The following is a 12,928-nucleotide window of genomic DNA, read 5'->3' on the forward strand; positions in this document are numbered from 1 at the left end:
GCCTCTCCGCAGTCCCGGGCGGTCAGCCCGTCAGCCCATGCTGCGCCATTTTTCCGCGAATGAACGCGACGCCCTCCGCAACGAGCGCATCGCCGCTCGGCGCGAGCTGCCGCCATACCCACGTGTTCATGTTGTCGGTGACGTCGACAAACGACTCCAGCGCCGCGTAGCCGTCGTATTTCATTTCCCCGAGCGCGCGGAAGATCGCATCCCAGTCGACCAGCCCGGTCCCGGGAATGCCCCGGTCGTTTTCGCACAAGTGATAGTGAACGAGATCGTGGCCGGCCGCCTTCGTCGCGTCGTAAAAGCTCTTTTCCTCGATGTTCATATGATAGGTGTCCAAATGAATCTTGATATTCGGCTCGCCGATCCGCGCCTTGAGCGACAGCGCCTGCTCGCACGTGTTGACGAGATTCGACTCGTAGCGGTTGACCGGCTCGAGCCCGATTTGGACGCCGAGCTCCCGGGCGTAAACCGCCGCCTCCCGCAATCCTTCCGCCGCCCACTCCCGCTCCTGCTCTGTCGGCCTCGCGTTCGCGTTTTTGACGTGCTCGGAATAGACGACGCCGGACAGGTTCGTTTTGCCGATTTCGGCCGTCGCGCGCACGCAATCCTTCAGATAGGCGATCCCGGCCGCCCGCACGGCGGGGTCGAAGCTCGTAATGTCGGTGCCTTTCAGCAGCACGGTCGACGTTACGGCGTCGATGCCCGCGTCGGCCAGCCTTTTTTTCACCGCGGCCGCGTCGAACGTATCGAGCGTCATAAGCGGAAGTTCGATAAAATCAAGCTCCAGCCGGGCGACCCGGTCGATCAGGTCAAGCGTGGCGTTGCTCCATTGCGAGCACCAGGCGTATGCGTGAATGCCGAGTTTCATCGTAATTCCTCCCCGCATAAATATCGGATGACGTTCCGGGAAGCCATCAGTCCCATATTGTCGACCGCCTGAACCGTCGAAGCGGCGCAGTGCGAGCCGATGACGATGTTGTCCAGCCGCAGCAATCGTTCGTTCTCGGGCGGCTCCCGCTCGAAGACGTCGATGCCCGCTCCCCAAATGCGGCCGGACTGCAGGGCGTCCAGCAGGGCGTCCTCGTCGACGAGGCCGCCGCGCGCCGTATTGACGAGCACGGCGGTCCGCTTCATCCGCTCGAATCGTTCGCGGCCGATCAGATGGCGCGTTTGCTCCGTCAGCGGCACGTGCAGCGTAACGAAATCCGCTTCCGCCAGCAGCGCGTCGACATCCGGCGCGTAAACGACGCCGTATTCCGCCGCGAACGCTTCGTCGCGCACCGCGTCGAAGGCGACGATCCGCATGTCGAAGCCTTTGGCCCTGCGAACGACGGCTTTGCCGATCGCGCCGAGGCCGATCAGCCCGAGCGTCCGGCCGTGGACGTCGACGGTCGTCAGCTTCCGCCAGTTCCGCTCCCGGCATTCGCGGTCGATCGGCACCAGCTTCCGGGCCGCCGCAAGCAGCAGCGCGAACGTGTAATCCGCCACCGCCTCCGTGTTCGCGCCGACGGTCGTCGCCACCGCGATCCCGCGCTCGGCCGCATACGCCAAATCGATGTTGTCGGTGCCGACGCCGTATTTGGCGATGACTTTCAGCTTGTCGGCCTTCTCGAGCACGCCGCGGTCGAGCGGGTCGACGCCGACGATGACGGCGTCCGCGTCGCGGATGCTTGCGATCATTTCCTCGCGGTCCATGATCCGGCCGTGGGGATTGCGGACGACTTCGAGCCCGCTCGTCCGCAGCAGTTCGAACGGTTCGACGCTTGTCTGTCCGAAGGAACGCGGCGTCACCAGCACTTTTTTGGCCCCCATCGCTTCGTCCTCCTCCGTCAGTTCCACTTCGGATTGTCGACGACGGCGGGGCGTCCGTTTTGCTCGATTACGATTTTGCGGAAGCCCTTCGTCTCGATCGATCCGTAATCGTGGCCGGCGTCCGCGCGGAAGACGTAAAACGTAATGAGCGGCTCGGACCCGGTATTGATGCTGCGGTGCGCGTACCGTCCGGGAACGTAGACGGCCCTGCCGGGCGAAAACTCCTGAACGTCCCACTCTCCCTCCGGATTTTCCATCAGCATCAAGCCTCTGCCGCCGATGCAGTAATAGACCTCCGCCGTGTCGAGGATCGTATGAAAATGCCCCTTCGTCATGAAGTACTCGTTTCCGACCTTGCCCGGGGAGACGATGCTCGTGCCAAACGCGAGATTGCCGGCGGCCTCGGGTACGCCGAGATCGTAAAATTCGTACAGCAGCGGATCGCCCTCCCGGAGCAGCCCTTCAAGCGCGGCGTCGTCGGCGTACATGCCGCGCATTTGGGACAGCCGGCGCTTGAGCGAAGGCCTCGTGTCGGACAACCCGTTGTTCAGACTGAAATAGACGGCAAACGGTTGCAAGGGCGCGGAATCCCCCAGCCCGGCGTTTGCCGGTTTCATAGAGACCATCGGGGTCGTCGGGTTCATCGGGGCCCGCCCCGTTTCGTTCGTCATTGGCCCCTCTCCTTTCCGGCTCGGCCCGTCTGCAGGCTCATGGCGATTTCCTCCAGTTGCGAAAAGGTGTCGCGGTCGATTTCAAGATCGAAAACGTCCTGGATGACCTGCGTCCATCCGTGCAGAAAATACACCCAGCCGTCTTCGACATGAAGGCCGCGCCGGCTTCTTTGCGCTTCGGCCTGGCGCTTGAAGGTGAGGTCTCCCCGGTAGTTGAGCTCCCAGACGAGGCATCCTTCGGGAAAAACGGCATCGTCCGTCAGCGGCGAGCCGGGGCGGTCCTTGCCGAGGCCGGTCGCGTTGACGACGAGCGAATGGCTCGGCAGCTCGCGAAGCGCCCGGTCGTTGTCCGCGGGTTCGGGGCAAAGCCGGTATTCGAACTCTGTCTTGGCGTCAAGCTTGCCCAGCAGCCTACGGGCGGAATCAAGGCGCGGCCGGCTCCGGTTGGTGATGACGATTTTGGCCGGGACGTTCGCTCCGTGCTCCTTTTTCGTCAAATACGAGGCGATGGCCAGCGCGCTGCCGCCGGCGCCCATCACGAGCGCTTCCCCGCCGCGCGACCAGAACCGTTCCGGGATGAACGCTTCCATCGCGAGCCCCCCGGACACGGGATCTTTGGCCGCGCCGAGCAGCCGGCCTCCTTTTTTGTAGATCGAGGACAATTCTTCGAACATCGTCGCGTATGGATCCAATTCGTCGAACAAGTCGCCCGCCGCGCGGTACAGGTCGATTTTGTGGGTCGTCACGAGCGCCCCCAGCGCCAGCGGATCGTTCTTGATAAAGGAGACGGCTTCGCGGTAAGCTTGCGGATCGGCATGAATCGGCAAATCGATCCCTTTGATGCGCGCGTCCAGGCCGAGCGCTTCGGCCCAGAGCGGGAACAGCTTCATAATCGAGGAGCCCGCGGTCGTCACGCCGATAAAATAAAACGTTGGCTTGTCGTTCGGCTCGTAGCTCACGTTGCGATCTTCCTTTCGTCGAGGGTCGTCTTTTTCAGGTTTCCGTACAGCGCCGCCATCCCTTCGACGGCCATCCTGTATTTCTTCGTCAAGCGGTCGTACGCGCCGCGCAGCGACAAGTCGGGCTCATAGCGCCGGTCGTACGCGATAAACGATTCGGCTGTCGCCGCGAGATCCGCATAATGCCCGATGCCGAAGCCCGCGATCGCCGCGACGGCCTGGAGCGCGGAATCGGCGTTTTTGAGCGCGGTTACCGGAAGGCCGAGCGCGTCCGCCTTGATCCGGGCGAACAGGCTTCCTTTGGCGCCTCCTCCGACCGCATGGACGCCGGAGTACGGAATGCCTCCGGACAAGCGTTCCAGCGTGTCCAGGTAGATCCGGTATTCGCAGGCAATCGACTCCATGATCGAGCGGAACATCGCCGCCTTGCCGTGCGACCAGTTGAGCCCGATCCAGCTTCCCCTCAGGTCCGTATCGTTCGGGCATACCCTGCCGCCGAAGTGGGGGACGAACAGCAGCCCGTCGCTTCCCGGCGCGATTTTTTCCGCCAACTCGCTCAGCTTTTCGTACGATAGCGGCTCCCCGCCGTCCGCGCTGACCAGCTTCCGGTACCAGGACAGGCATTCGCCGCCTCCGCTTATGTAAGCGTGCGGAGCCCACAAACCCGGCAGCACCGACCGGGCGAAAATGAGCGTTTTCGTTTCCGCGTCCGGGCTGTAGCGATCGACGCAGCCGGCGAGAATCGAGGCGGTGCCCGCGATATCGAGCAGCCTCCCCGGGCGGACGAGCCCGCCCCCGAGCGCGGCGGCCGCGCTGTCGCCGCAGCCGGCGACGATCGGCACGCCTTCGGGCAATCCCGTCTCAAGCGCGTATTGGCCGGACAAGCTTCCGACGACATCCCACGGCCGGACGATGGCGGGAAGTTTGTCCCCGTCCATGCCGAACGCTTCGAGCAGCTCCTGCGACCACCGCATCCCGCTCACGTCCGCAAATCCCGAAAAATGCAAATGCGTGTAATCGATAAAAGCCTCGTCGGCTTTAAGCCCGGCCAGCCGGCCGGCCGCATACGCGCTGGGCACGACGAATTTGGCGATGCGCCGGTAGACGTCCGGCCGCTCCCGCTTCCACCACAGCTTTTTCGGCCCGTGCGCGTACGTCACCGGACTTCCCGTAAGGCGAATGAACCGCTCCTCGCCCCACGCCTTGATTTCCGGCATATGCTTCTCGCATCGCGTATCCAGCCAAGAGTCGTAAGGCGTGACGGCGTTCCAGCTCTCGTCGATTCCGAGGATGCCGGCCATCTGGCCGGCGAGGCCGATCGCGGCGACGCGTCCCGGTTCGACGGAGGCGGCATCGAGCGCTTCCCGGATGCCTTCCGTAACGGACCGGAACATTTCCTCCGGATCTTCCTCCACGCTGCCGCCCGGCCCCCGGATCAGCCGCGAGGGCCGAAACGAGGCGCCGGCGATGCGGCCGGTTTCGTCGACGATCGCCGTTTTCGTGCCTTGCGTGCCAATATCAGCGCTTACAAAGTAACGCATCGTCGCTCAAGCTCCTTTTCAGCGGAAGGCGATCAGCGTCTTGATGCCTTCCGAACTCATGGCTTCGGCCACGGCCTGCTCCATATCGGCGACGGCATAACGGCCCGTGATCAGCCGGTCCGCATCGACGATGCCGTTCGCGATAAACTGCAGCGTCTTCCGAAAATGACGGTTGTTCGCCTTCGTCGATCCGGTGGCGACAATCTGCTTATAATGAATAAGATTCGTGTTGACTTCGACATTTTCCTCGGTCTTCGGCAATCCGCCGAAAAAATTGATTCTTCCGTTCATCGCCGTCAGCTCGACGGCCGTTCGCTGGGATTCCGGCGACGGATTCGCCGTCACGCAAACGTCGACTCCCCTTCCGGCCGTAAGTTCAGGGATGCTCTCCTTCAATTTCGACGCTTCGAGCAAAATGAGCGAATCGTCGATGCCGCGGGCAAGCTCGAGCCGTTTCGCGGAGCGATTCGCCAAAAACACCCTTCCGGCCCCGGCCCGCTTCGCCAGCAGCGCGTACATGATGCCGATCGTGCCCGCGCCGATCACGAGCACGTCGTCCCCGAGGCGAATCGGGCATTGCAGAATGCCGTTGTACACGCACGACAACGGTTCGATCAGCGCCGCCTGGTCGAACGTAACCCGGTCGGGAAGCGGAGCGACGTTGCCGAATCGCACCGCCGCCTCCGGGATGACGACATATTCGGCAAAGCCGCCGTCCAGCTGGACGCCGAGCGCCCTGTAGTCCGGACATAGATGCTGATCGCCCTGAACGCACAGATCGCAAATGCCGCAGCCGATGTTCGGCGCGACCGCGACTCTCATGCCGGCTTCGTACCCGCGCACGGACCGCCCGACTTCCGCGATCACGCCGCTGATCTCGTGTCCGAGCGTCCGCGGGCTGTCCGGACCGATGCCGGCGTAGCCGTTTCGGATCATCCGCAAATCGGTTCCGCAAATTCCCGCGCTTTTCACCTGAAGCAAAATTTCTCCGTCCGAGACGGACGGTTTCGGTATTTCGGCCACTCGGACATCGTGAGCGCCATACATTCGCGCCGCCATCATGGTCCGCATCCCACCCGTGTTTATTGTCTTTTATTATTATTTGTTATTACATTACGATAATATGATGATATTCGATGGGTGTCAACCGTTTTTCAGGGGAAAAGTGTTTTATTATTGTCCTTAAATGATAATAAATGATATAATCGTTTCAATCATTTCATTTGGAAGACGAAACGGAGACGCTGAGATATGAGCGACAAGTCTAACGATATTTTGTTCGCGGAGGAGCGGCGGGCCGAAATCGTCCGGCTCGTCAACGAGAGGAAAAAGGTGCTCGTCCCCGATCTGATCGAATTTTTCAAAGTGTCTCCCGCCACCATTCGCGGCGATTTGCGCGATCTGGAGGCGGGCGGCCTCATCAAGCGGACGCACGGGGGCGCCATTCCGAGCGACTCCGCCAAAGTCGGCTTCGAGCCGGACACCGCGGCCAAGCACGTCGCCCATTTGGCGGAGAAACGCCTGATCGCGCAAAGAGCGGCCGACATGGTCGAAGACGGGGACATCGTCATCATCGATACCGGAACGACGACGCTTGAAATGGCCCGGCTGCTCAAGGACAAAACGAACGTTACCGCCATCGTCAACGACATGGAGATCGCCCTGTGCCTGGAAGCGTTTGCCGGCGTCAACGTCGTCGTCATCGGCGGAACGCTGCGCAAAAAATTCCACTGCACGGTCGGTCCCTTCGCCGCCAAGCTGCTGTCCGAGCTGAACGTCGATAAAGCGTTTCTCGGCACGAACGCCTTCAGCGTCCAAAAGGGCTGCACGACGCCGGACATCAACCAAGCGGAGATCAAAAAAATCATGGTCCGGGTCGCCTCCCGGGTGATCGTCCTGTGCGACGGCAGCAAAATCGGCAAAAATTCCTTCGTCCAGTTCGTCGGTCCGGACGAAATCGACGCCTTCGTGACCGACGACCGCGCCGATCGGACGCTGCTGGCCGAAATGGCCGAGCTTGGCCTGGAGGTCGTGGTCGCCGGCAAATAGCGGCAAGCGCTGACGCGATTCGCCCCCTTTCTTCGCCCGGGCGCGCTATTTCCCCACGCGGACGGCCTTGCGGGCCGCGAGCGAAGCGTTGCCGGCCTCGACCGCCATGACGGCCATTTTGCCGTCGTGGCCGGTTACGTACGGCTCGCGGTCTTCCAGGATGCACTTGACGAAGTCGGTATCCTCGGCCAAGTAGGCGTCCTTGAACAGCGAGCGCCAGCTCGTCGTGAACGGTCGGCGGAGCGCCCCGTCCCGGCTCGCCGTCACGATCGTTCGCTCATGCGTCTGCCCGAGAAAAATGACGCCCTCCGTCCCCACGATTTCGGCCCGGCTGTCGTAGCCGTATTGCACGCCCATCGCGCCGTCGACGCTGCCCGCCATGCCGTTGCGGAAACGGGCCGTCAACGCGACGTTGTCGTAAAAATCCGGGAACCGGTCCCGGATTTCCCCGCACCGGTAGTTGCCCCCGACCGCGTACACTTCCTCGATTTCGGAACCGGCAAACCAGCGGATCGTATCGATGTCGTGGCTGCACACCTCGGCCAGCGGCCCGTTGCTTTTGCGGATATCGTACATCCACGGCTGCGGCGTGCTCGGCCCTCGCGTAAGCGATTTCACGAGCACGACCTCGCCGATTGCCCCTTCCTCGATCTGCCTTTTCGCCTCCCGGTAACTGGCGTCGAACCGCCGCATGAACGCGAGCTGCAGCTTGACGCCGGCCGCGCCGCACGCCGCGATCATGTCGTCGCATTCACGCGCGTTCATCGCCATCGGCTTTTCGCACAGCACATGCTTGCCCGCCGCCGCCGCCGCCGCGACGATTTCCCGATGATAGACGGTCGGCGTCACGACGACAACCCCGCGCACCCGCTCGTCGGCGAGCAACTGCCGGTAATCGGTATAAAACGCATCGATCTCAAGCTCCCGCGCCGCCCGCTCGGCGGTTTCGCGGTTCGGATCGGCGACCGCGACAAGGCGTGCGTAAGGGACGCTTTTCCGAAAGTTGACCGCATGAATAAGTCCGGCCCTGCCCGCACCGATAATCCCGATTCCGATTCCCGAATTCCCCATCTCGGAACTCACCCCAAATGATTATTTTCTATCGTTTACTAATTTATATTATCATTTGTGGTGAAGTCAATAAAATTCAACAGCATTCAACAATATTTAATTCCGGTTTCACGCCGCATTTTTCTTTTTCAGCCAAATCGGCACCAAATAAAAGATCAAGAGCATCGCGAAAAAGTAAGTAAAAGCCGGCCACACCTCGATAAAAGCATGAACGACGATCAGGCTCGGTCCAACGTGCTTCGACATTGCGATCATGATCGCCCCGAAGGAAAACGCCAGCGGCTTGGCGTTTTTCAGCCCGAGCAGTTGGCCGAAGCCGGACATGGACAAAAACAGGAGAAGACTGTTTTTCAGAAAAAGGGAGGCCATCCAGAGAGCGATGACGAACGGATCGATATTCTCAAGAAAGTCGCCCAGCCGCACCGTCCGGATCAGTTCGAGCGACGGATACGTCAGCTGGGCGGTCAAATGCTTGCCGAACGTCAAATAGCAAGGAATCAAAACCGTCAGCACCATGACGAGCGATATCGCGCTGGCGGCGGCCATCGTGCGAAACGTTTTTTTCTTGTCCCTGAGGTACGGATAAAGAAACATGACGAACAGCGAGTCCTGGAAATAGGAAGGCGTGCCGACCGTGCCTTGAACGAGCTGCCGCAAATCCCAGTCCCGGATCAAGGCGCCGGCGATCGGCCAGATGTATTCCTTGCTCAGCATGAACGGAACCAGGACGAGCCCGATGACGATAAAAAACAGAAAGCCTTCCGCGCAGCGAAAAATGGACTCGATCCCCGTGCGGGCGGCCAGCGCGCAAACGGCTCCGAACAATGTCAAAATCGCCCATTCCGGCGTGTTGATGAAATACGAGTGAATCAAAAAGTCGCTCAACTCGCGCAGAATGGACGCGCCGACGTTCATCATGTAATAAATGAGCAGCAGCATGACGATCGGATGGAGCCATCTGCCGATCAGCGATTTTCCGAAATGGGTAACGAACGCGTCCGGCCGGTAAGAAGCGATTTTAAGGGAACCCGCCAGCCCGAGCAAGGAGATCGCCCAGCCCAAAATAAGGCTGAGCCAGCCCGCATAACCGGTCGTCTGAGTCAGGGCGCTGATGACAAACCCCGCGTTGGCGCCGTAATTGCTCAGGACCATAAACATCAGCAACTGGGATTGCGAAATCCGTTCCATGGCCTTCTCTCCCGCAAACTGGCTTTTTTTAGTTTCCCGACATCCACTTCATGACCGGTTCGAAAATGGGGAGCAAGGTAGGGTAAATATAAGGGATCGAATTCGTTTTGTCGCCGTAATACACGAACGTGACATAAACAAACGAGAAGGCGAAAACGCCGAACACGATCCCTTTCGTTCTTTTTTTTCGGGTATGTTTTTTCAAATAGCCCCATTCGACCCAAAAAATCGCGCCGTAGACCAGCACGATAAAGATCATTTACGCTCCTCCTCCCGGTCCCGGATCCAGAACGAATTGCCGACTCCGCCCGGCCTTTCGATGACGATATGGGCGCGGATTTCGAAATCCACGTCGTTCCGGTAGTGCTCGCGCCACCGATCCTTCCATCGATTCCAAATGGAGGGGTAGTACCATTCGACATACCGCCCCAATTGAAACATATCGACTCCGATCGTTTGGGAATAATCGAGCACGGCCAAAATGCGCCGTTCGATGTCCTTTCTCAAACGGGCCTGCAGCTGATCCACTTTTTTCGGGTCCAAAATGTCGATATCGGAGTTGGAGGAAGTGACGTCGTCGACGGCCTCGACATGGATTTGAAATACGATGCGGCCGTTTCGCGCTTTGACTTTAATGCCGGATTCGGCTTTCACGACCATAAAATCGACCAGCTTGCCGTCCGTCGGCGATTCGATCGTCACGAGCGCGTCCCGCATTTGCCCGTTAATCCACATGGCGCCCCTTTGTTGAATCGGATTCAGGCTTCCGACAAGCTTATAATCGGATAAAATACCGGAGCCTGTATTTTTCAGCACGTTCCCGGGCTTCCCTTTTTCGCTGACAAGGCGGCCGGCCGACACGTCGATTTTGCCGATGAGACCGTCTTTCACATCGGGGCCGCCGATCAGCAAGTCCCGGACCGTCGTATTGATCAACGAGCGCCGGGCCGCCAACTCCCGGATAACTTCGGTCGGAAATTGCTCGTAGATCGGGGTCATCATGATGATATTTCGCGCATCTCCTTCGCTAAGAAAAACATACGCCTTGGATTGGAAGGAAGGCTGGCGCATGACGAATTCCAGCAGGGGCTCGATTCCTCTGCGGGCAAACCGTTCGCCGACGATGAGGACCCGCGTATGTCCCCAGTTGATTTGGCGGGAAACCTCGGTTTGCATTTTCCGGTAGGCGGCGGCGATCGTCGGTCCGGTGCGGGTTACCGTCGCATACGGGTTGCCGTCTCCGCCGACATTTCCTTGCTGAATGCGCGTCAGCCGGTTCGGCAGCGGAAAGCCGAGCGTCAGGGTGATTTCGTCTTCTTTTTCCGCGGCATCGACCAGCATGACGGAAACGAACAGCCGGTCGTTCACTTCGACACGCGACCAGCAGCCGCCTAGCAAGAGCATAACGGCAAGCAGGGGCGACACCCGCAAGAGTCGAGCATGCCGCGGAGAACGAATCAACATGTCTAGTCTCCCTCCCAATGATCCGGCAATTGCGGAAGGTTGACCCCCTTTTCCCGCACGCCGGCTTCGGTTCCGTACAGCACCGGTCTTCTGCGCATTTTCCACCACGGCACCCGCACGAATACGTCCTTCAGTCCCTGAAACTGCATGGGCGCAATCGGGGACAGGTACGGCGTTCCGAAGGAGCGCAAGCTTACCAAATGGAGATACAGAAGGAATATGGCCACCATGACGCCGAACAGCCCGAAGCTGGCCGCCATAAACATGATCGGAAAACGAAGGAAGCGGAACGTCAGCCCGAGATCGTAGTGCGGAATAATGAACGAAGCGATGCCGGTTATCGAAACGACGATGACCATCGGCGCCGAGACGATGCCGGCTTCGACCGCCGCCTGCCCGATGATCAAAGCCCCGATGATCGAAATCGTCTGGCCGATCGCCTTCGGGATGCGCAATCCACCCTCGCGCAGGGCCTCGAACATCAGCTCCATGATCAGCGCTTCGACAAAGGCGGGAAACGGCGTTCCCTCCCTCGCGGCCGCCACGGTCGTCAGAAACGAAGGCGGAAGCATCTCGGGGTGAAACGTGCTGATGGCGATGTATACCGACGGGAACAGGAACGAGACGACGAGAAAAATGTAGCGGATCCAGCGAATCCAGGTCGCCGCGATAAACTTCTGATAATAATCCTCCGTCGATTGCAGCAGCATGCTGAGCGTTACCGGCAGCAGAAGCGGAATCGGCGTGCCGTCGACGAGAACCGCGATTCTTCCTTCCAAAACCCCGGCGGCGACGGTGTCGGGTCTTTCGGTGTACTGCAGCTGCGGAAACGGGGAATACGGATTGTCTTCCAAATACTCCTCCAGGTAGCTGGAGCCGAGCACCCCGTCGATCTTGATGCGGCCAAGGCGAAGTTTGACCTCGTCGACGAGCTCTTTTTTGCAAATTCCGTCGAGGTATACGAGCATGACCTTCGTATGCGTGTACTTTCCGAACCGCAGCTCCTCGGTTTTCAAGGCGGGATGCTTGATCTTTCGGCGGATCATCGTCAAATTCGTGTCCAGATCCTCGATAAAAGCCTCGCGCGGTCCCCGGATGACGCTTTCGTTGGCGGATTCCGAAATCGCCCGCTTGTCGATCTTGCGAAGCGGAAACAGGCAAACCTGCTCAAGCCCGTCCAGCAGCAGCGCCAGATGGCCTTCCAAAATCTGCTGAACCGTTTCGTTCATGCTTGCCGTCAGCCTGTAACTCGAAATCGGCACCTCCGGCATCTTCCTGATCCAGGAAAAGGGGCCTTCCGAAGCGTCGCGGTCGATGAGCGCTAGCCCGTTCTCGAGCATCGACTCGAACAGGCTGGAATCGACCATGTTCTGCACGAAAACGACGGCGCCGCTGCGTCCGCCGGCTGTCCGGAACGATTGAAACACGATGTCGGAGTTCCGGTCGAGCACGGTCCGCAGCCAATTCATCCTGGCTTTGAGCGTTCCGGATTCGGGTTCGGGCGCTGCCGGCTCGTAAGCGGCGCGAAGGGTCACCTTCGCCTTCGGTTTTCTTTTGAATCCGTTCAGCCACCACCGCATCGCTCGCGTCCCCCCCAACCCTTCGCAAAACATTAAACTGAGCTTGTCGTTAATGTTTTCCTTTTTCGCCGTTTTGATTCCAGCCCAGGCAAACGCCGGACGGCATCCTTGCAATGACTGGACTTTCCGGGGATCGTGAATATTGGCGACACTCAGAGCACGGCCACTGCGCTCGGTTTTAGGCGCTTGGCTGGGCGAGTGCGGTTACTGGCGCACGGTCGGGTGAGTGCGGTGCTAGGCGCTTGGCCGGGCGAAATGCGTAATTTTTACTCAAATGCATGTGGTTCTTGGCGCTTGGACGGGCGGGATGGGTAAATTTTACTCAACTGCATGTGGTTCTAGGCGCTTGGCCGGGCGAGATGCGTAATTTTTACTCAACTGCATGTGGTGCTAGGCGCTTGGCCGGGCGAAATGCGTAATTTTTACTCAACTGCATGTGGTGCTAGGAGCTTGGCTGGGCGAGATGCGTAATTTTTACTCAACTTGGCACGGTGCTAGGCGCTTGGCTGGGCGGGATGGGTAAATTTACTCAACTGCATGTGGCCGCATGGGCATGGGGCGAAATTGAGTCGCCATAACTCAACCGG

General features: G+C 59.7%; 12 protein-coding genes. 1 reads left to right on the plus strand and 11 read right to left on the minus strand.

Features of this window, described 5'->3' with window-relative positions; all coding sequences use genetic code 11:
* Positions 1 to 22: 22 nt before the first annotated feature.
* Genes JW799_RS26265 through JW799_RS26290 form a run of 6 tightly spaced genes read right to left on the minus strand, consistent with a single transcriptional unit; the run spans position 23 to position 6,012 of the window.
* Complete coding sequence (locus tag JW799_RS26265) at positions 23 to 874, minus strand: sugar phosphate isomerase/epimerase family protein (RefSeq protein WP_080837862.1); 852 nt, start codon at positions 872 to 874, stop codon at positions 23 to 25.
* Positions 871 to 1,818, minus strand: coding sequence for a phosphoglycerate dehydrogenase (locus JW799_RS26270; protein ID WP_080837860.1), 948 nt, complete (start codon positions 1,816 to 1,818; stop codon positions 871 to 873). The genes JW799_RS26265 and JW799_RS26270 overlap by 4 nt, the downstream gene beginning before the upstream one ends.
* Positions 1,819 to 1,835: 17 nt before the next feature.
* Positions 1,836 to 2,489: a glucose-6-phosphate isomerase gene (locus JW799_RS26275; RefSeq protein ID WP_240353414.1), complete on the minus strand. Its 654-nt coding sequence runs from the start codon at positions 2,487 to 2,489 to the stop codon at positions 1,836 to 1,838.
* Entirely contained in the window at positions 2,486 to 3,448 is a 963-nt protein-coding gene (locus tag JW799_RS26280) for a shikimate dehydrogenase family protein (RefSeq protein ID WP_205432459.1), read from the minus strand. The genes JW799_RS26275 and JW799_RS26280 overlap by 4 nt, the downstream gene beginning before the upstream one ends.
* Complete coding sequence (locus JW799_RS26285; protein ID WP_205432460.1) at positions 3,445 to 4,989, minus strand: xylulokinase; 1,545 nt, start codon at positions 4,987 to 4,989, stop codon at positions 3,445 to 3,447. The genes JW799_RS26280 and JW799_RS26285 overlap by 4 nt, the downstream gene beginning before the upstream one ends.
* A gap of 18 nt (positions 4,990 to 5,007) precedes the next feature.
* Positions 5,008 to 6,012: an alcohol dehydrogenase catalytic domain-containing protein gene (locus tag JW799_RS26290; RefSeq protein ID WP_338026333.1), complete on the minus strand. Its 1,005-nt coding sequence runs from the start codon at positions 6,010 to 6,012 to the stop codon at positions 5,008 to 5,010.
* A 228-nt stretch (positions 6,013 to 6,240) separates the two neighbouring features.
* On the opposite strand from JW799_RS26290, the gene JW799_RS26295 reads away from it, so the two are divergent.
* Complete coding sequence (locus JW799_RS26295) at positions 6,241 to 7,038, plus strand: DeoR/GlpR family DNA-binding transcription regulator (protein ID WP_205432462.1); 798 nt, start codon at positions 6,241 to 6,243, stop codon at positions 7,036 to 7,038.
* 45 nt (positions 7,039 to 7,083) lie between these two features.
* On the opposite strand, the gene JW799_RS26300 is transcribed toward JW799_RS26295, so the two are convergent.
* From JW799_RS26300 to JW799_RS26320, 5 genes are all read right to left on the minus strand, one after another.
* Positions 7,084 to 8,109: a Gfo/Idh/MocA family oxidoreductase gene (locus tag JW799_RS26300; RefSeq protein WP_205432463.1), complete on the minus strand. Its 1,026-nt coding sequence runs from the start codon at positions 8,107 to 8,109 to the stop codon at positions 7,084 to 7,086.
* A 108-nt stretch (positions 8,110 to 8,217) separates the two neighbouring features.
* Positions 8,218 to 9,297: a GerAB/ArcD/ProY family transporter gene (locus JW799_RS26305; protein ID WP_205432465.1), complete on the minus strand. Its 1,080-nt coding sequence runs from the start codon at positions 9,295 to 9,297 to the stop codon at positions 8,218 to 8,220.
* Between the two features lie 28 nt (positions 9,298 to 9,325).
* Positions 9,326 to 9,556, minus strand: a complete 231-nt coding sequence (locus JW799_RS26310) for a hypothetical protein (protein ID WP_205432475.1) — start codon at positions 9,554 to 9,556, stop codon at positions 9,326 to 9,328.
* A complete protein-coding gene (locus tag JW799_RS26315; RefSeq protein ID WP_205432477.1) occupies positions 9,553 to 10,761 on the minus strand; it encodes a Ger(x)C family spore germination protein in 1,209 nt (402 codons plus the stop codon). Before JW799_RS26315 ends, JW799_RS26310 begins: the two co-directional genes overlap by 4 nt.
* Positions 10,762 to 10,763: 2 nt before the next feature.
* Positions 10,764 to 12,341: a spore germination protein gene (locus JW799_RS26320; protein WP_080840899.1), complete on the minus strand. Its 1,578-nt coding sequence runs from the start codon at positions 12,339 to 12,341 to the stop codon at positions 10,764 to 10,766.
* Positions 12,342 to 12,928 lie beyond the last annotated feature (587 nt).

Origin of the sequence: Cohnella algarum (assembly GCF_016937515.1) — a bacterium.
Taxonomy (GTDB): domain Bacteria; phylum Bacillota; class Bacilli; order Paenibacillales; family Paenibacillaceae; genus Cohnella; species Cohnella algarum.